The organism is Sphingopyxis terrae subsp. terrae NBRC 15098, from assembly GCF_001610975.1.
Classification (GTDB): Bacteria; Pseudomonadota; Alphaproteobacteria; order Sphingomonadales; family Sphingomonadaceae; genus Sphingopyxis; species Sphingopyxis terrae_A.
In genome coordinates, this window is sequence record NZ_CP013342.1 from 1,556,499 (window position 1) to 1,575,264 (window position 18,766).

The following is an 18,766-nucleotide window of genomic DNA, read 5'->3' on the forward strand; positions in this document are numbered from 1 at the left end:
GCTGTTTTAAAGCGCGTTTTGCAGTTGCCCTCGCGATGCGGCGTCCGAGTGCCACGATGACCGCGCTGTCGTCAACATATCTCTTGCGGATCGCGCGGGCACGCGGCGGCGATCAGCGTTTCCGCGCCTTCCATGCCCGCACCGCCGCGATTGTCTTCTCGATATGCGCCTGCGGCTTGCTGTCGGTGTAGCTGAGCAGGATCGTCCCGTTCGGCGCGATCACATAGGATGTACGTTCGGAGAGAATCCGGTTGTCCGCCGTGCGCATCGTCGTGTCATATTTGGCGGCGACCTTCGCGCCCGGATCGGCCGCCACGGCAAATTTGTCGCGGCATTCCGATCGCGAAAATTCGGCGACGCGGTCGATATTGCCCGCGGTGACGCCGATGACGCGTGCGCCCAACTTTTTGAAATCGTCGGTCGATTCTGCAAAAAGATGCGCCTCGATCGTGCAGCCGGGCGTGAAAGCCGCGGGAAAGAAATAGAGGACGACCGGACCCTGCTTCAACGCCTGTTTCAGCGACAGGCTGAAAGGCTTCCCGCCCTGTGCCGCATCCAGCGTGAAATCGGGCGCCTTCACGCCGGGCTTGAGCGCCGCGAAGCCCTGCAGCGGCGCGGCAGCCAAGAGCAGCCCGACACCCAGCGCGATTGCCGTCATGCCCCGGAATTTCATCATCGCTCTCCCATTTGGCCGATGTCGCCAAGCATGACCAAAAAATGCGCGGGCGTCCAGCGCGCCGACGCGGACGCCCGTCGAGGTCATGGTCTTGGAGAAAACTGGCGCACCCGACAGGATTCGAACCTGTGACCTCTGCCTTCGGAGGGCAGCGCTCTATCCAGCTGAGCTACGGGTGCCGGTAGAGCGCGGCCTCTAGCAAGAGCTTCGCCTGCCAGCAATGGTCTATCGACCGCGCGGCGCGGATATGCGAAGCGGCGTCGGGGCCGCGATGCGGCGGCCGGTGCGGGGACGGTGATGGCGGATACGAACCAGGGCTGGCCGATGGCCGCCGATCTTTATGGCGAGCTGCAGCTTGAAACGACGCCGGCGGCCGCGCGGCGCTGGCACGATTATTTCCCCGGCGCCTTTGCGACCGCGATCGCGGCGCTCGCCGCTGCGTGGCTCGCCGATCATTATGGCGCCCCGCTTGTTCTGATGGGGCTGCTCATCGGCCTCGCGATGAGTTTTCTGTCGCAGGACAAGCGCACCCACGCCGGGCTCGACCTGATGTCGCAGACCGCGCTGCGGATCGGCATCGTCCTCGTCGGCGCCCGGATTACCGCCGAACAGCTCGTCGAACTGGGGCCGCTGCCCTTTGCGCTGCTCGTCGTCATCATGCTCGCGGTCATCCTGATCACCGTCGCGAGCGCGCGGCTGTTCCGGCAGGACAGCCACGCCGCGCTGCTCGCGGGCGGCGCGACCGCAATCTGCGGCGCGTCGGCGGCGCTCGCGCTCTATTCGCTGATCGGCGACAAGCGCGTCGACCAGGCGCGCTTCACGCTGACGCTGGTCGGCATCACGGTCGCGAGCGCGCTGGCCATGTCGCTCTACCCCATTCTCGCCGCCGAAATCGGCCTGACCGACACGCAGGCCGGCTTTCTGATCGGCGCGTCGATCCACGACGTCGCGCAGGCGATCGGCGGCGGCTTTTCCTTCTCGCCGCAGGCGGGCGAGGTCGCGACGATCGTCAAGCTGACGCGTGTCGCGCTGCTCGCCCCGATGCTGATGCTCGTCGCCATGTGGCTCGGCCGCGCCGGCGACGCGTCCGCCGGAAAGCGCAAGATCCCGCTGCGCCTGCCGTGGTTCATCACCGGCTTTCTGCTGATCGCCGCGATCAATTCGATCGTTGCAATTCCGAAGCCGGTGCAGGGCGCGGCGGCGACCGCGGCGCAGGCGCTGCTATTGCTCGCGATCGCCGCGACGGCGATGAAGGCGCGGCTCGCGCTGCTGCTCGATCAGGGGTGGCGCAGCTTCGCGCCGATCATCGTCGCGACACTGACCAGCTTTCTGCTGTCGCTTGTCGCCGCCGTCAGCCTGTGACGCCGTGACGTCACGCCGGCGCAGCTGAGGTTCAGCCTTTCGGGAGTGCCCAGCTGACGGTCAATTGCGTGGCGCGGCGCGGAATATCGAGCTTCGCTTCGCTGAAATTGACCTTTTCGTTGGGCGGCAGCATCCGCACCGGCGGCTTGATCGTCCAGCTATAGACGATCGTCCCCTGCGCATCGCGTAGTTCGGCGAGGATCGGCGGCACGCGCTGTTCGCGATCGGTCGGGTTGATGATGACCCCGCTCGCCGCGAAATAGATGGTGCCGTCGGGAAGTTCGCGGTGATCCTGATTGGGCGGAAGCTCGATCACCAGATCGGGCTCGTCGGTCATCCCCGGAATACCCAGACCCTGCGCCCAGCCCGGCAGGCCGAACCAGTAGAGCGCCCCGGTCGCGCCGATCATCAGCAGCGCGGCGGCAGCGGCGATCATCGTCCAGCGCTTGGCGGGATTGCGCCGGGCGCGGCGGAAGGGCAGCGGCGGCTCGGCCTCGCTGGCCGGAATGACGCGCGGCTCGGCCTCGGGCACCGCAAAGGCCTGCGGCGGCGGCGGCGGCGCGGACTCCTCGACCACAGGCGGCGCGGCCGGTTCGCGATCGACTGCGGGCCCTGCGGATACAGACGAGGGAGCGGAAGGCGCGGCCTCGGGCGCCGAAACCGGCTCCGGGGCGGGCGGCGCAGCGGGCACGGGCGCCGCCGCGGCCGCTGCAGCGGGTTCCTGGAACCAGCTATGGCGGCAACTGGCACAGCGCACCGTTCGGCCATTGGGTCCGATCGCTGTGTCGGGGACGACATAGCGCGTATGGCAGGACGGGCAGGACAGGATCATGGCGTCTCTCTAAACACGCTGATTCGCGGTGTTGCAAGCGCCGCGTGCGCCGGGCGTGCCGGCAGGGCATGGCGAGCGCCGGTCGAAAAGCCGACGCTTGGCGCTTGTCCTCGCGAAACAGCCGTGCGACAGGCAGCGACATGAGCGGCGGGGCTCCCCTTTTCGACCGGCACCAAGGCGCGTCGCGGCGCGCGATGGTGGCGTCATGACGGCGACCGCCCCCGGCCGGCCCGGCGGCGCAATGGTCGAATTCGACGGCGTCGGCCTGCGCTACGGGCCCGATGCCGAGACATTGTCCGACATCAGTTTCAACCTTCAGCCCGGCAGCTTCTATTTCCTGACCGGCGCGTCGGGCGCGGGCAAGACCTCGCTGCTCAAGATGCTTTACCTCGCGCAGCGGCCGAGCCGCGGCATCGTGCGCCTGTTCGGCGAGGATCTGGGGACGATGCCGCGCCAGCGCCTGCCCGGCTTTCGCCGTCGCATCGGCGTCGTCTTTCAGGACTTCCGGCTGATCCCGCATTTGAGCGCGCGCGACAATATCGCGCTGCCACTGCGCATCGCCGGGGTCAGCGAGGAGGATCTGTCGGGCCCGGTGGGCGAGATGCTGAGCTGGATCGGGCTGAGCGAACGCGCGCACGCCTTTCCACCGACGCTGTCGGGCGGCGAGCAACAGCGGGTGGCGATCGCGCGCGCGGTGATCGCCCGCCCGCAACTGCTCGTCGCCGACGAACCGACGGGTAACGTCGATCCCGAGATGGCGATGCGCCTGCTGGGCTTGTTCGAGGCGCTCAACCGCCTCGGCACCACGGTCGTCGTCGCGACCCACGACATCCATCTGATCAGCCGCATCGACAATGCCCAGATGATGCGGCTCGAAAAGGGGCGGCTGTCCGATCCCACTGGCGCGCTGCGCTATCCGCCGAACCGCGCCTAGGATGGAAGGCCGATGATCTTCGCGCGCGTTCCCGTCCAGCATCGCCGCCTGCTTCCCGATCGCCGCCTGTCGGGCCCGACACCGTGGGTCATCGCGATCCTGATGATGCTCACCCTGCTGGCCGCCGCGGGCGGCGTCGGCCTTGCGCGATCGGCGGATGCGATCGGCGAGGCAATTGCGGGGCGCGTCACGGTGCAGATCATTACCGCCAATCCCGTGCTGCGCGCGCAGCAGGCGGCGGCACTGCGCCGCGCGGCTGCTGCACAACCCTTCGTGCGATCGGCGCGCGCGGTCGATCCGGCCGAGCTGCAGGCGACGCTCGGCCAATGGTTCGGCACCGCCGACGGCGACGATCCGGTGCTGCGCTCGCTGCCGATGCCGGCGCTCGTCGATGTCGATTTCGTCGGCGAGGATCGGTCGGGTCATATGGGCCAGCTGCGCGCGCTCGTCGCCCGCGAGGCCCCCGGCGCGCGCGTCATCCCGCATGCGGATTGGCTCGGCCCCGTCGCGCGGTTGATCCGTTCACTCGCCTGGATCGCGGGTGGTCTCGTTATCCTGATGACGCTCGCCAGCGCCGCGGTGGTCATCATGACGGCACGTGCCGCGCTGGGCACCCATTATGCGACGATCGAGATGCTGCACCTGATCGGCGCCACCGACCAGCAGATCGCCCGCCTGTTCCAGCGCCGCATCACGATCGATACGGCTTATGGTGTCGCGCTCGGTACCGCGGTGGCCGCCGCCATCCTGCTGCTGATCGGCTGGCAATGGTCGCGCGTGACATCGGGACTTGCCGCGACCGCGTCGCTTGGCCCGATCGGCTGGGCGCTCTTGCTGGCGCTGCCGCTATTGGCTATCGCGCTCGCGGCACTGACGGCGCGGCAGACCCTGCTCGCCGCGCTCAAGAAGATATTATGATCAAACGGCTGATCTCTCTCCTGTTCCTGGCCTGGGTGCTGGGCTTCGCGTGGTTCGCGCTGCTCTTGCCGCTGCCCGCGGGCGACCAGACGACCGACGCGATCGTCGTGCTGACCGGCGGCCCCGGCCGGATCGACCGCGGGCTGGAACTGCTCGAGGCGGGACGCGCCAAGCGGCTCCTGATCAGCGGCGTCGCGCGCGAAGTGAAGCCGAAGGAACTCGCCGCCGAATATAAACGGCCGCAAAAGCTGTTCGATTGCTGTGTCGCGCTGGGTTTTGAGGCCGAGGATACACGCTCGAACGCGACCGAGGTCGCAAGCTGGGTTGCGCGGCGCAACTACAAGAGCATTCGGCTCGTCACCACCGACTGGCACATGCGCCGCGCCGAATATGAACTCGGCCGCGCGATGGACAAGAAGGTGACGATCCTTCCCGATGCGGTGCGCAGCCAGCCGAGCTTTTCGACGCTGTTTCGCGAATATCACAAATATCTGGCCGGTCTGGCGGGCGGCCTACTCGGGCTGTGAGCTATCCGATCGCCCTCGTGCGTTCGATCCTGTTCTGGATCGCCTTCGCCCTGATGAGCAGCATCTGCTCGATCGGCGCGATCGTCACGCTGCCGATCTCGCACCATGCGACGCGCGGGTTCGTGCGCGCTTGGGCGAAGTTCCACCGGCTGATCTGCCGCTTCATCCTGGGGCACCGGGTGATCGTTGAGGGCGAGATGCCCGACATCCCCGTCCTCTATGTCTTCAAGCATGAGGGCGCGTTCGAGACGATCGAACAGCCGATGCTGTTCAAATGGCCCGCGGTCTTCGCCAAGGAGGAATTATTCTCGATTCCCGTCTGGGGACAGGCGGCGCGCTTTTATGGGCTGATCCCGGTCGACCGCGACGGCGGCAGCAAGGCGATGCGCGCGATGCTGAACGCGGCCAAGGCGGCGCTGGCGATCGGTCGCCCGCTGGTGCTGTTCGCCGAAGGCACGCGCGTGCCGCACGGCAAGGCGCCCCCGCTGCGGTCGGGCTTTGCGGGCGTCTATCGCATGCTGGGCGTCCCCGTGATCCCGGTCGCCGTCAACAGCGGCATCGCCTATCCGCCGCACCGCTGGGTAAAATGGCCGGGAACCATCACCTATCGCATCGGCGACACCATCCCCGCCGGCCTGCCGCGCGAGGAAGCCGAAGAACGCGTCTGGCGCGCGATCAACGCGCTCAACCCGCCCGAAGCACTGCTGGAAAAGCCGGCCGAGCAATAGCAATAACGGTCGTCGTCCCCGCCCTCACAGGGGGCAACGGTCAGTGTTTGCGCCCGAAATCGGGGGCCGCATCATCCTGACCCTGCTCGATGATCGAACGGCGGATCGCCCGCGTCCGCGTGAACCAGTCTTCGAGCCGGTCGCCGTCGCCGCGGCGGATCGCCTGCTGGAGCGCCGTCAGATCCTCGTTGAAGCGCTGCAGCGTCGCGAGCACTGCATCGCGGTTAGCAAGGAACACGTCGCGCCACATCACCGGGTCGCTCGCCGCGATGCGCGTGAAATCGCGAAAACCGCCCGCCGAATATTTGATGACCTCGCTCTCGGTCACTTCCTCGAGCTCGCTGGCGGTGCCGACGATCGTATAAGCGATCAGGTGCGGCAGATGGCTTGTCACCGCCAGCACCATGTCGTGATGCGCCGCGTCCATCGTCTCGACCTTCGCGCCGAGCGCCTGCCACAGCCCCGTCACCGCGGCGACCGCATCGGCGGGCGCGTCCGGCGCCGGGGTGACGATGCACCAGCGTCGGTCGAACAGCGTCGCAAAGCCCGCGGCCGGGCCGCTGTTCTCGGTCCCCGCGACCGGGTGGGCGGGCACCACGACATGATCGGGCAGAGCGGCGCGCAGCGCGGCGCCGACCCCCGCCTTCGACGACCCGACGTCCGAAATGATCGCATGCGCAGACAGGCCCGGCGCGATCGCCGCGGCAGCGGCGGCCATGCGCCCGACGGGTACCGCCAGAATCACCAGATCGGCGCCCTCTACCGCCACCGCCGCATCGTCGCTCACCGCGTCGCAGAAGCCGAGTGCGCGCGCCTCGGCGCGGACATCGGGATCGGCATCATGGCCGGTCACCGCCACATCGGGAAGCTTCGCCTTGATCGCGCGCGCCACCGACGAGCCGATCAGGCCCAGCCCAACGATCGCCACCCGCCCGATCGCGTGCGCCATGCCAGTCAGCCTGCGGCGATCGCGGCGCGGATCGCCGCCGCGAGCCCGCGCGTCTCGTCTTCGGTGCCGATCGTCATGCGCAGCGCCTGCGGGATGCCCTGTCCGGGCAGCCAGCGGACGATATAGCCCGCCTCCATCAGCCGGTTGTAGACCGTCTCGGCACTGATCGCGCCTTCGAACAGCACGAGCAGGAAATTGGTCGCCGACGGGATGATACGCAGCCCGTGGTTACCCAGGCTTTCGATCTCGCCCGCCAGCCAGGCACGCCATTTCGCATTATGCACGCGGCTGCGCGCGACGAAATCATCATCGGCCAGCGCCGCGACCGCTGCCGCCTGTCCGGCGCGCGTGACGTTGAAGGGCAGGCGGATACGGTGCAGCGCCGAGATCACTTCGGCGCTCGCATAGCCCCAGCCGATCCGCTCGGCCGCCAGCCCGTGGATCTTCGAAAAGGTACGCGTGACGAACACATTGGGCGCGCTTTTCGCCAGTTCGAGGCCGCCATCATCCTGATCGGCATCCAGATATTCGGCATAGGCCTGGTCGATCACGAACAGCACGTCGCCGGGCAGGCCTGCGTGGATGCGCGCAACCTCTTCCTTCGTTGCGAGCGTTCCGGTCGGATTGTTCGGATTGGCGAGATAGACGACGCGGGTCTTGTCGGTCACCGCGGCGAGCAGCGCATCGACATCGGTCGCATAGTCGCGGTCCTCGGCTTCCACCGGTACCGCGCCGACCCGCCGGGCCGCGATTTCATAGACTGCAAAGCCATAACGGACATACAGGATTTCGTCGCCTTCGCCGGCGTAGACGCCCGCCGCGAGGTGAAGCAGTTCGTCCGACCCGTTGCCGCAGATAACGCGCGCCGGATCGAGCCCGAACTTCCCCGCGATCGCCGCGCGCAGCACGTCGGCGCCCGGATCGGGATAGCGCGAGAGCGCGTCGGCGGCCGCCTGCGACGCCCGGAAGGCTTCGCGCGCCTTGTCGCCGGTGCCGAGCGGATTTTCGTTTGCCGAAAGCTTGATCAGCGGTCGGCCGTCGGCGCCCGCCGACTTGCCGGGCACATAGGGAGCGATGCCGCTGATCCACGGCTTGGGGGCGAGGGTTTTGCTGTCACCGGTCATGCGGCGCCGTTTAGCGGCTGTGCGCGCCGAGTCCAGTACGTTGACAGCCTTGGCGCACCGGCCTAGCGCCCCGGAAAGCATGGCGAGCCTCCTCCATCAGATCCGGCACCAGAGCGTGACGATCGACCGGCCCCTGCCGCTCGACAGCGGTCAGGCGTTGCCGTCGGTGACGATCGCCTATCAAAGCTATGGCACGCTCGATGCCGACCGGTCGAACGCGGTGCTCGTCTGCCACGCACTGACCGGCGACCAATATGTCGCGAGTGACCACCCGGCGACGGGCAAGCCGGGCTGGTGGGCGCGCATGGTCGGTCCCGGCAAGCCCGTCGATACCGACCGCTATTTCGTCCTCTGCGCCAACGTCCTCGGCAGCTGCATGGGGACGAGCGGTCCGGCGACGCCCGATGCGGCCACCGGCGCACCACTCGGCATGGCTTTTCCTGTCATCACTATCGCCGACATGGTGCGCGCGCAGGCTATGCTGCTCGACCATCTAGGGATTGCGCGGCTGCATGCCGTCATCGGCGGATCGATGGGCGGAATGCAGACGCTCGGCTGGGCTGCGGCCTATCCCGAACGGCTGGCGTCGGCGGTCGTTATCGCAAGCGCCGCGCGCCATTCGGCGCAGAATATCGCCTTTCACGAGGTGGGGCGGCAGGCGATCATGGCCGATCCCGACTGGCAGGACGGCCAATATTACGGCAGCGACCGCGCCCCGACCAAAGGGCTGTCGGTCGCGCGCATGGCGGCGCACATCACCTATTTGTCCGAAGCCGGGCTGACCGAAAAATTCGGCCGCCGGCTGCAGGCACGCGATGCCAAGAGCTTCGGCTTCGACGCCGATTTCCAGGTCGAATCCTATCTGCGCCATCAGGGGCTGGCCTTTACCGACCGCTTCGATGCCAATGCCTATCTCTACATCACGCGCGCGATGGACTATTTCGACCTTGCCGAACCGCATGACGGGCGCCTCGCAGGCGCATTTGCCAAGGCGCGCGACGTGCGCTTCACGCTCGTCAGCTTCGATACCGACTGGCTCTATCCGACCAGCGAATCGCGCCGCGTCGTCCAGGCGCTGCAAAGCGTCGGCGCGGCGGCAAGCTTCGTCGAACTGTCGGCACCGTTCGGCCACGACAGCTTCCTGCTCGACGTCCCGGCGCTCGACCGCCTCGTCGCCGGTGCGTTGCGGAACGGCGGCTGAGCATGGCGCTGCGTCCCGACCTTGCGATCATCGCCGGCGCGGTCCCCGCGGCCACCCGCGTGCTCGACGTCGGCTGCGGCGACGGCGACCTGATCGCGGCGCTCCGCGACAAGGGCGTCGATGCCCGCGGACTCGAAATCGATGCCGCCAATGTCACCGCGGCGATCGCGCGCGGCCAATCGGTGGTCCACGGCGACGCAAACCACGACCTTGCCGACTATCCCGACGATGCGTTCGACTATGCGATCCTGTCGCAGACACTGCAGACGACCGAGCGCCCCGACCGCGTCATTGCCGAGCTGCTGCGCATCGCCCCGCGCGCCTTCGTCAGCTTTCCCAATTTCGCGCATTGGCGCGTGCGGCTCGCGCTCTTGTGGAACGGGCGGATGCCGGTGACGCGCCTGCTGCCCGTCGCATGGTATGAAACGCCGAACATCCACCATGTCACCGTCGCCGATTTTCGCGACTTGGTGCGCGCGCGTGGGATCGGCGTCGAGGCGGCCTGGTATCTATCGGGCGACAAGCCGACCAGCGCCGCTGCCGCAACCTGGCGCGCTGAACATGCGATCTTCCTGATTTCGCGCGGCTGAGTCGCAAGGCGCGGCGTCAAGAAGTCCGGAACATTTGCTCTATTCCGCAGTCGATGCCTTGTGGCGCGCCATATGGGGTATGAAATCCATCTTTCCGATGAGCAAACCCGCATTGCGCAGCAAGGCATAGGCCATCGTGACATGAAAGTAGAAGTTCGGAAGGATCCAGTCGCGGATGTCTTCCTCCGCCGACATCAGGAAACGAACGCCATTGGGCAAGGTCAGATCGACGAGGGCACCGGCGTCAGCCCATTCGGCGGGGCCGGTTTGTTCGACCAGCGAGCGAATCGTAGAAATTCGCTGGCGCACCTCGGCGAGCGACTTGTAGGCCACCTCTTCGAGCGGTAGCGCCTGTCCGCCGACTTGATTGAGCGCCAACACCACCTGATTGAGCGCAACGCGGAACTGCAGTTCGAGCGGAAACATGTCATCAGTCAATTTGTCCGCGAGCACCTCATCCGTCATTCCGGCATCGATGGCTTTGCTGACGAGGTGATCGAGCGTGCCCAGCATATTGGCGAAGGTCATCCGGGCGGATTGCGCGTAAGTCATGACGATCCTTTATGGCGAACTGTGCCAGACGGCAGAACATCGGCGCGAGTCGTCAATCACAACGCTATGAAATATAAACGTTTTCTACGAATATCGCCGTCGCCGTCCGCATCAATCCTTGTTCCTGAGCCCGTTCGCCAGCATGTCGTTGGCGATCCGGGCGACGTCGGCGATGTCGGCGCTTTCGTCCCACAGACCGTAGCGCATGCCCAGAAAGACGTTCATGCCGGCGATGGCCCAGGCATGGACCTCGCCCGCATCGGCGCGGATTTCGCCGCGCGCTGCGCCATTTTCCAGGCGCTGGCGCATGCGTTCGACCGTTGTTTCATAGTGGCGGCGATAGCTGGCATAATCGACGAATTCGGCCTCGTCGATGATGCGATAGATTTCCTTATGCTCGCGCACGAAGCGGAGGAAGGATTCGAGGCCGACGCGTTCGGCGGCGATTTCGTCGGGCGCCGCCTGCACCAGCGGGGTGACATGATCGCGGAGTTGCTCGCTCATATAGCGGACGAGCGCCTGGAAGATTTCCTCCTTCGAATCGAAATAGGTGTAGAAACTGCCCAGCGCGGTTCCGGCACGGCGCGTGATGCCGCTGATCGACGCGTCGTGAAACCCGCGCTCGCCGAATTCGATCGCCGCGGCGTCGAGCAGCTTGCGCAGCGTGCGCCGCCCGCGTTCGGTGCGCGGCGCCTTGTCGGGATTGCCCGGCGCCGCCGCATCGACGGGGCCTGCGCCCCCTTCGCCCGGCGGTGCCGATGATCGCGGCTGATCCATCTTGTGCCTTCCCTCTCCGCCCCGAATGTCCGGCGGCCCCCTTGCGTGGCCTTTTTGCATCACCGGAGGGCAAAATATAGCCTTCACAACTTCCAAGTTGAAACTTGGTTCATGTTTCATTATTGGGTGCGGCGCGGCTTGGCAAGGACCGGCCCAAAAAAACGCAAAGGGTGACGAGGGGTCACCCGTCACATGGGAGACACATCATGCGTTCCTTCGCTCGCCCGCTGCGTCGTGCCGTTCTAGCCTCGACCGCGCTCTCGATGATCGCTTTCACCCCTGCTGCCCTCGCTCAGGACGAAGGCGCCAGCTCCGCCGACGACAGCGCCGAGATCATCGTCACCGCCCGCCGGCGCGACGAACGGCTGATCGACGTTCCCGTCGCGGTCACCGCCATTTCGGGCGAAGCGCTTGAAACCCGCGGCGCGATCGACATCACCGATGTCGCGAACATGACGCCGAACACCACGCTCGAGAATTCGCGTGGGACCAATTCGACGCTCACCGCCTTCATCCGCGGCGTCGGTCAGCAGGATCCGGTCCCCGGCTTCGAAGCGGGTATCGGCATCTACCTTGACGACGTCTATCTCAACCGCCCGCAGGCGGCGGTGCTCGACATCTACGACGTCGAGCGGATCGAGGTGCTGCGCGGTCCGCAGGGAACGCTCTATGGCCGCAACACCATCGGCGGCGCGGTCAAATATGTGACGCGCGCGCTCAACCCCGATTCGCCCGAGCTGCGCATCCGCGGCACCTATGGCAGCTATAATCAGGCCGATCTGGTCGTCACCGCCAGCGTGCCGATCAACGACATGCTGCGCGTCGGCGGGTCGGTTGCGCGCCTGTCGCGCGGCGGTTTCGGCGACAATCTCAACATCCCTGGCCTCGAAAACTACAACAAGGATGTGTGGGCCGGCCGCGGCACGCTGGAATTCGGCGGCAATGGCGCGCCGGTGCTTATCCGCATCTCAGGCGACTATACCCACGACAAATCATCGCCGCGCAACGGCCATCGCCTGATCCCGGGCCTCTTCTCAGGCGCGCCGGTGCTCGACAATGTCTACGACACCCGCGCCGGGCTCAACGATCCGAAACAGGACGTCCGGGCCTATGGCCTGGCGATGAATGTCACGGCAAATCTCACCGACACGCTGACGCTGCGTTCGATCAGTGCGTGGCGCAAGGACCGCAGCTTCACCCCGATCGACTTCGACTCGCTGCCGTCGGTCGACGTCGACGTGCCTGCGGTCTACCGCAACGAGCAAATCAGCCAGGAATTCCAGCTGCTCTATGAAGGCGACAAGCTGAAAGGTCTCCTGGGCTTCTATTATCTCGATGCGCAGGCCGCGACGTCGTTCGACGTGTTGCTCGGCCTGACGGGCGCCGCGCTGCCGCCAGCGTTCGGCGGGCCGTTGCCCGGCCTCAACGGCTATACGGCGGGCGACGTGCGGACCAAGACCTGGTCGGTGTTCGGCGATTTCACCTATGACTTCACCGATCAGCTCAGCCTGTCGGTCGGCGGTCGCTACACGAGCGACAATCGCAACGCCTTTGTCTACAAGGCGAACCGCATCACCGGCCTGTCGCCGGAGTTCGGCGGCACGCTGACCCCGATCGCCATCGCGGTGGCGACCAATTTCCGCGGCGAGCGCACCTTCAAGGAATTCACCCCGCGCGCCTCACTGAGCTTCAAGCCCAATGCGGACAATATGATCTATGCCTCCTATTCGAAGGGCTTCAAGGGCGGTGGTTTCGATCCGCGCGGTTCGGGCACCTCGGCACCGATCAGCAATCCGTCGGCGGGCCGCACCTATGACGATATCTACAACTTCCTCGCCTTCGACCCCGAAAAGGTCGACAGCTATGAAATCGGCTACAAGGGATCGCTGCTCGATCGCCGCCTGACGCTGAGCCTCGCCGGTTTCTACATGGACTATAAGGATGTGCAGATTCCGGGGTCGGTCGGCTGCCTCGTCGGCGGGGTGCAGAGCTTCTGCGGCATCACCACCAACGCCGCCAAGGCGCGCCTCCAGGGGGTCGAGGCCGAAACCAATGCAGTGCTCGCGCGCGATTTTGCCGGCGCCGGTTCGGCCATCCGCTTCAACGGATCGCTCGGCTATATCGACGCCAAGTACAAGCGCTTCATCGGCCCCACCGGCACCGATGTCTCGAATATCCGGACCTTCCAGAACACGCCGAAATGGACGGTGTCGGGCACGCTCGCCGCGGGCATTCCGGCGATGGGCGGCAATATCGACGCATCGACGACGCTGTCCTATCGCAGCCTGACGCACCAGTTCGAAGTGCCGATCCCCGCGCTCGACCAGCCGGGCTACACGCTGTGGGATGCCAGCCTCGTCTGGACCGCCGACAGCGGCAATTATTCGATCGGCCTCCACGGCAAAAATCTGGCCGACAAGCGCTATATCACGTCGGGCTACAATTATCAGAATGCGGCGGGCGCCTCGACGCTCGGCCTCGAAGGCATTTTGACCGCCTTCTACGGCAACCCGCGTCAGGTCTTCGTCACCGGCACGGTCAAATTCTGACCTGCCGACGAACAGCCAAAAAAAAACGGAAAGGGGCGCCCGCTGCGGCGCCCCTTTTTTTTGGGTCGCTGCGTCGCGGCTCGGCGGATCAGGGCAGCGGCGGCGCGCCGGTGGCGGCAACCATGCGTTCGCCATCGATCACGATCGGACTCGCCACGCCGTCGATAACGGCGCCGTCGGGCCGGATGCGCATGCCGCGCGCAATGACCTGCGGATCGGCGAACACCGCCGCCAGATCGTTGATCGGCCCCGCCGGAACGCCCTCGGCTTCGAGCGCGAGCGACAGCGGCTGCGCGTCCCAGGTCGCGATCCTTGCGGCGAGCAGCGGAATGAGCGCGGCGCGATTGGCGAGCCGCGCCGCATTGGTCACGAAGCGGGGATCTTCTGCCCATTCGGGCGCGCCCAAAATCGCGCACAGCTTGCGATACTGGCTGTCATTGCCCACCGCGATGACGAGCTGGCCGTCAGCGGTCGCAAACAGCTGATAGGGCACGACATTGACATGCGCATTGCCCATCCGCTTGGGCGCGACGCCGCTCGCCAGATAATTGGCGGCCTGATTGGCGAGCACCGCGACCTGGCTGTCGAGCAGCGCCATATCGACATGCGCGCCAGCCCCGGTGGCGTCACGACGCCGCAGCGCCGCCAATATGCCGACGGTCGCATACATGCCGGTGAAGATGTCGGCATAGGCGATCCCCGCCTTTTGCGGCGGCCCGTCGGGTTCACCGGTCAGCGACATGAAGCCGCTCATCGCCTGGACGATGAAATCATAACCGGCGCGGTGCGCATAAGGGCCTGTCTGGCCGAAGCCGGTGATCGAACAGACGATCAGACGCGGGAAATCGGCGCGCAGCGTCGCAGGGTCGAGCCCATATTTGACGAGTCCGCCAACCTTGTAATTTTCGATGACGACATCGGCTTCGGCGATCAGTGCGCGCACCGCCGCCTGCCCCTCGGCGGTCGCGATGTCGACAGCGACGCTGCGCTTGCCGCGATTGCAGCTGTGATAATAAGCGGCGCCCAGATTTTCGCCCGCCGCGCCGGTGACGAAGGGCGGCCCCCATTGGCGCGTATCGTCGCCAGCGCCGGGGCGCTCGACCTTCACCACCTCGGCGCCAAGGTCAGCGAGCAGCTGCCCGCTCCACGGCCCCGCGAGGACGCGCGCCAGTTCGACGACGCGCAGTCCCGCGAGGGGCTTGGCCACCGGCGCTGGCGACGATGCCTCAGGCAAAGGCGCTGATGCCGGTGATCGCGCGGCCGAGGATCAGCGCATGGACGTCATGCGTGCCTTCATAGGTGTTGACGGTTTCCAGATTCACCGCGTGGCGGATCACATGATAGTCGGCCGAGATGCCGTTGCCGCCGTGCATGTCGCGCGCCACCCGTGCGATATCGAGCGCCTTGCCGCAATTGTTGCGCTTGAGGAAGCTGATCATGTCGGGCGCGAGATGCCCTTCGTCGATCAGCCGTCCGACGCGCAGCGCCGCCTGGGTGCCGAGCGCGATTTCGGTGAGCATATTGGCAAGCTTGAGCTGGACGATCTGGTTCGCCGCCAGCGGGCGCCCAAACTGCTTGCGCTCGAGCGTATAATTGCGCGCCGCCTCATAGCAGAATTCGGCCGCGCCCATCGCGCCCCAGCCGATGCCGTACCGCGCGCGGTTGAGGCAGCCGAACGGCCCCTTCAGCCCCGAGACATGCGGCAGCAGCGCGTCTTCGCCGACTTCGACCCCATCCATCACGATCTCGCCGGTGATCGACGCGCGCAAGCTGACCTTGCCCTCGATCTTCGGTGCCGAGAGGCCCTTCATGCCCTTTTCAAGGATGAAGCCGCGGATCGCGCCGTCGTGCGCGTCGGACTTCGCCCAGACGACGAAGACGTCGGCGATCGGCGAATTGGTGATCCACATCTTCGCGCCCTTGATCCGGTATCCGCCTGCGATCTTTTCGGCGCGCGTGCGCATCCCGGCGGGGTCGCTGCCTGCGTCGGGTTCAGTCAGGCCGAAGCAACCGACAAGCTCGCCCGAGGCGAGGCCGGGCAGGAAGCGCATCTTCTGCTCTTCGCTGCCATAGGCATTGATCGGGTGCATCACGAGCGAGCTTTGCACCGAACAGGCCGAACGATAGCCCGAATCGACGCGCTCGACTTCGCGCGCAATCAGGCCGTAGCTCACATAATTGAGCCCCGCGCCGCCATATTTGGGGTCGATCGTCGCGCCGAGCAGGCCGAGCGCACCCATTTCCGACATGATCTCGCGGTCGAAGCGCTCGTCGAGAAAGGCCGAAGTGACGCGGGGCAACAGCTCGCCGGTCGCATAGGCGCGCGCCGCATCGCGGACCATCCGCTCCTCTTCCGAAAGCTGCGCGTCGAGCGCGAGAGGATCGAACGGGTCGAGCGCTTCGATGCGCTGCGGATCGGCGAGGGCCATGGGTCAGCTTTCTTCAAAAGCGCGGACCCGTCGATACAGGCCCGCTCAGGAGGTCGGATCGCCCGGCTTGCGGGCCATCGCGGCGGTCGGTCCGTCGCGCGGCTCCAATATCGCCGCGGTCTCGATCAGGTCAAGCGCGCGCCGCGCCTCATGATAGCGCCGCGCCGCGATCAACCAGTCCTTCGCTTCGGCGGCGCCGGGCATCGCCTGCACCTCCTCGATCGCCTTGTCGACCTGCCCGCCCGCCAGATAGCGGCGCGCGCGGTCGAGCCGTTCGGATGCACGCGGCGACTGGGTGCCCGCCGGACGGACGACGAACATTTCGCTGACCTCGCGGCGCAGGCCGGTCCAGAAGCTGCCGCCGCCGTCGCTGCGGCCGACGAGTTCGGGCGCCAGCGCGTCGAGTTCGGCGCGCAACTGCTCCAGCGTCACCGGATCGCGCGACGTGTCGATGATCGTCTTGACCGCATTGGGCTGGTCGTCGCCGAAGCGCAGGCGCAGCTGCGCCTCGAGATAGCCGAGCGGCAGCCCGCGATCGAGCGCGCGGCGCACCGCGAAGGCGACCAGCAGCCCTTCGGCGCGTGAGGCATTGCCCGACGCCGACGCTGCTTCGAGATTGAGGCGCGACAGCCGCTGTTCCAGCTCGGCCACGCGCGCCGACAGCGCGTTCGCGCCATCGACAGGCGCGACGACCAGCGCTGGCTGCCCGCTCTGCCCCGCATCGGGTGCCGCTCCAGCGGACGCCGCACCCGGCGCGGTGCCGGTCGCGGGGACATCGGCGACCTTGGCGACCGGCGGCACATCCTTGCCGGTCAGTAGTCGGCTCATCGCCCAGCCGCCGCCGACGATCCCGACCACGAGCAGCGCGAGCGCCGCAACTATCAACGTCCGGAACGATAGCCCCCTGCTGCGGACGCCATCGTCCATACGCACGGGTTTGTCGTTTTCGATTGCCATATTATTCTTTCGCACGACCCTGTCTGGGGCTCTTGTGGCACAAAGCGCGGGCCTGTGCCACCATCGCCGCATCGTCGGGCCGGTCGGCAAGCGCGATCGCCTTCCAATCCCCCCCGGCCCTTGCTGCCACAGCGGGGCTTATCGCGACAAGCGTCAAATGCCCGCGCTGGCCCTCGGTCAGCGCTGCGATCCGGTCCGCACCGCGCCCCGAATGGGCGAGCAGCACCGCCGGCGCAGCGATCAGCGCCGCCCAGTCGGCGGGCGGCTCGACGGGATCGACCGCATAGCAGGGCAGCGGGGTCAACGCGGCATCGCGCGCCGCCAGCGCGCTATGATCGCGGCCGCAAAGCCACAGGATATGGAGATAATTTCTCGACGTCATGCCATCAAGAAGCTGTTGGCCGTCGCGCGTACCGACCTCCACGACGCGCAGGCCCGCCGCTTCCGCGGCTGCAGCGCTCGCGCCGCCCACGGCATGAACGGGGAGTGCGGCAAGCGCCTGCAAACCGGGTCCGGCCAGCCGCACCGCCTGCGCGCTCGTGACAAGCAATGCGTCGAAACCCGCGGGATCGGGCAGGGTCCAGTCGATCGCGCGCGCGGCGAACAGCGGCATGCTGCGCACATCGAGCCCCAGCGCCCGCGCCCGCGCCACCGTCGCCGCGCCGCCGGGGTCGGCGCGCGTCACGAGCAGCGGCAGCGATTCGGTCATGCCGCGAACAGGCGCCGCACCGATTCGGGCGCCTCGACCAGCAGACGCCGCGCTAGCGCTTCGGCCGCGGCCGGATCGGGCACCAGCGTCTCGCCGATCGCATGGTCCGCGCCATCTTCGGAATAGATTTCGGCGTCGAGGCGCAGCGTCCCGTCGGCCAGCCAGCGCGCATAGGCCGCGACCGGCGACCGACAATCGCCGCCGAGCGCCGCCAGAAACGCCCGTTCGGCCGCAACCGCGCGGTGGGTGGGTTCGTGATCGGCCGCGCGCAGCAGCGCCCGCGTGGCCGCATCGTCGGCGCGGCATTCGATACCGATCGCGCCCTGCGACGCGGCGGGCAGGAGTATCTCCGCCGGCTGCACCGTTCCGACCGCATGCATGCCGAGGCGTTCGAGTCCCGCCGCGGCGAGCAGGGTCGCATCGACCTCCCCCGCCGCCAGCTTGCCAAGCCGCGTCGCGACATTGCCGCGTAGCAGCGTCGTTTGGAGGTCAGGACGCAGGCGGCGGACCTGCGCGGCGCGGCGCGGGCTGCTCGTACCGAGCCGCGCGCCGTGCGGCAGGTCGGCGATCGCTGCCGCCGCGATCCCGTCGCGAACCACCAGCCGGTCGCGCGGATCGGCGCGCTCGAGCATGGCGCCGAGCGCGAAGCGCGGATCGCGCAGCGTCTCGACATCCTTCAGACTGTGCACGGCGATGTCGATCCGCCCGCCGTCGAGCGCCGCGTCGAGCTCGCGCGTCCACAGCGCCTTGCCGCCTACCTCGGCAAGAGCGCGGTCCTGGATCTTGTCGCCGGTAGCGGTCATCGGCACGATCTCGATCGCCTCGGGCGCGATGCCATAGGCGGCGATCAGCGCCGCGGCGGCCATATTGGCCTGCGCCATCGCCAACGGCGAGGCTCGCGTGCCGAGGCGGAGCGGGCGGTCGGGCGTGGGAAGCGGAATCGAAGCCATGC

The 18,766-nt window shown here is 67.0% G+C and carries 19 protein-coding genes and 1 tRNA gene; 8 read left to right on the forward strand and 12 right to left on the reverse strand.

The genetic code is table 11. The features are described from left to right. Positions 1-112 precede the first annotated feature (112 nt). Positions 113-676 carry a peroxiredoxin gene (locus AOA14_RS07495; RefSeq protein ID WP_062901335.1) on the reverse strand — a complete coding sequence of 188 codons (564 nt, stop codon included), beginning with the start codon at positions 674-676 and terminating at the stop codon, positions 113-115. 102 nt (positions 677-778) lie between these two features. Further along, positions 779-855: transfer RNA gene (locus AOA14_RS07500), tRNA-Arg, on the reverse strand. Between the two features lie 118 nt (positions 856-973). On the opposite strand from AOA14_RS07500, the gene AOA14_RS07505 reads away from it, so the two are divergent. After that, positions 974-2,038: a YeiH family protein gene (locus AOA14_RS07505; RefSeq protein ID WP_062901336.1), complete on the forward strand. Its 1,065-nt coding sequence runs from the start codon at positions 974-976 to the stop codon at positions 2,036-2,038. A gap of 31 nt (positions 2,039-2,069) precedes the next feature. Here AOA14_RS07505 and AOA14_RS07510 read toward each other — a convergent pair whose 3' ends face one another. Further along, complete coding sequence (locus AOA14_RS07510; protein WP_062901337.1) at positions 2,070-2,870, reverse strand: zinc-ribbon domain-containing protein; 801 nt, start codon at positions 2,868-2,870, stop codon at positions 2,070-2,072. Between the two features lie 205 nt (positions 2,871-3,075). On the opposite strand from AOA14_RS07510, the gene ftsE reads away from it, so the two are divergent. From ftsE to AOA14_RS07530, 4 genes are read left to right on the forward strand one after another with little or no spacing between them, the layout of a single operon-like run. Continuing rightward, entirely contained in the window at positions 3,076-3,804 is a 729-nt protein-coding gene (gene ftsE, locus AOA14_RS07515) for a cell division ATP-binding protein FtsE (protein WP_058810882.1), read from the forward strand. A gap of 12 nt (positions 3,805-3,816) precedes the next feature. Beyond that, positions 3,817-4,722, forward strand: a complete 906-nt coding sequence (locus tag AOA14_RS07520) for a cell division protein FtsX (protein ID WP_062901338.1) — start codon at positions 3,817-3,819, stop codon at positions 4,720-4,722. Next, positions 4,719-5,249, forward strand: coding sequence for a YdcF family protein (locus AOA14_RS07525; RefSeq protein WP_003042416.1), 531 nt, complete (start codon positions 4,719-4,721; stop codon positions 5,247-5,249). The genes AOA14_RS07520 and AOA14_RS07525 overlap by 4 nt, the downstream gene beginning before the upstream one ends. Then, a complete protein-coding gene (locus AOA14_RS07530; RefSeq protein WP_062901339.1) occupies positions 5,246-5,977 on the forward strand; it encodes a lysophospholipid acyltransferase family protein in 732 nt (243 codons plus the stop codon). Before AOA14_RS07525 ends, AOA14_RS07530 begins: the two co-directional genes overlap by 4 nt. A gap of 40 nt (positions 5,978-6,017) precedes the next feature. On the opposite strand, the gene AOA14_RS07535 is transcribed toward AOA14_RS07530, so the two are convergent. Together AOA14_RS07535 and hisC are read right to left on the reverse strand one after the other, a co-directional pair. Next, positions 6,018-6,926 (reverse strand): prephenate/arogenate dehydrogenase family protein, encoded by a 909-nt coding sequence (locus tag AOA14_RS07535; RefSeq protein ID WP_062901340.1) that lies wholly within the window; start codon positions 6,924-6,926, stop codon positions 6,018-6,020. Between the two features lie 5 nt (positions 6,927-6,931). Beyond that, a complete protein-coding gene (gene hisC, locus AOA14_RS07540; protein WP_062901341.1) occupies positions 6,932-8,050 on the reverse strand; it encodes a histidinol-phosphate transaminase in 1,119 nt (372 codons plus the stop codon). Between the two features lie 79 nt (positions 8,051-8,129). On the opposite strand from hisC, the gene metX reads away from it, so the two are divergent. Both metX and metW read left to right on the forward strand, forming a co-directional pair. Then, entirely contained in the window at positions 8,130-9,251 is a 1,122-nt protein-coding gene (metX, locus tag AOA14_RS07545; RefSeq protein WP_062901342.1) for a homoserine O-acetyltransferase MetX, read from the forward strand. Between the two features lie 2 nt (positions 9,252-9,253). After that, positions 9,254-9,841: a methionine biosynthesis protein MetW gene (gene metW / locus AOA14_RS07550; protein ID WP_062901343.1), complete on the forward strand. Its 588-nt coding sequence runs from the start codon at positions 9,254-9,256 to the stop codon at positions 9,839-9,841. Positions 9,842-9,880: 39 nt separating this feature from the next. On the opposite strand, the gene AOA14_RS07555 is transcribed toward metW, so the two are convergent. Beyond that, positions 9,881-10,393 carry a DUF1993 family protein gene (locus AOA14_RS07555; RefSeq protein ID WP_062901344.1) on the reverse strand — a complete coding sequence of 171 codons (513 nt, stop codon included), beginning with the start codon at positions 10,391-10,393 and terminating at the stop codon, positions 9,881-9,883. Between the two features lie 111 nt (positions 10,394-10,504). Beyond that, positions 10,505-11,170, reverse strand: a complete 666-nt coding sequence (locus AOA14_RS07560; RefSeq protein ID WP_062901345.1) for a TetR/AcrR family transcriptional regulator — start codon at positions 11,168-11,170, stop codon at positions 10,505-10,507. A 206-nt stretch (positions 11,171-11,376) separates the two neighbouring features. On the opposite strand from AOA14_RS07560, the gene AOA14_RS07565 reads away from it, so the two are divergent. Continuing rightward, entirely contained in the window at positions 11,377-13,719 is a 2,343-nt protein-coding gene (locus AOA14_RS07565) for a TonB-dependent receptor (RefSeq protein ID WP_062901346.1), read from the forward strand. Between the two features lie 88 nt (positions 13,720-13,807). Here the strand turns inward: AOA14_RS07565 and AOA14_RS07570 are convergent, their stop codons facing one another. From AOA14_RS07570 to hemC, 5 genes are read right to left on the reverse strand one after another with little or no spacing between them, the layout of a single operon-like run. Next, positions 13,808-14,926 (reverse strand): CaiB/BaiF CoA transferase family protein, encoded by a 1,119-nt coding sequence (locus tag AOA14_RS07570; protein ID WP_062901347.1) that lies wholly within the window; start codon positions 14,924-14,926, stop codon positions 13,808-13,810. A 19-nt stretch (positions 14,927-14,945) separates the two neighbouring features. Further along, positions 14,946-16,148 carry an acyl-CoA dehydrogenase gene (locus AOA14_RS07575; protein WP_062901348.1) on the reverse strand — a complete coding sequence of 401 codons (1,203 nt, stop codon included), beginning with the start codon at positions 16,146-16,148 and terminating at the stop codon, positions 14,946-14,948. 45 nt (positions 16,149-16,193) lie between these two features. After that, complete coding sequence (locus tag AOA14_RS07580; protein WP_062901349.1) at positions 16,194-17,105, reverse strand: mitofilin family membrane protein; 912 nt, start codon at positions 17,103-17,105, stop codon at positions 16,194-16,196. Between the two features lies 1 nt (position 17,106). Further along, entirely contained in the window at positions 17,107-17,814 is a 708-nt protein-coding gene (locus tag AOA14_RS07585; protein ID WP_062901350.1) for a uroporphyrinogen-III synthase, read from the reverse strand. Further along, a complete protein-coding gene (gene hemC, locus AOA14_RS07590) occupies positions 17,811-18,764 on the reverse strand; it encodes a hydroxymethylbilane synthase (protein WP_062901351.1) in 954 nt (317 codons plus the stop codon). Before hemC ends, AOA14_RS07585 begins: the two co-directional genes overlap by 4 nt. Positions 18,765-18,766 lie beyond the last annotated feature (2 nt).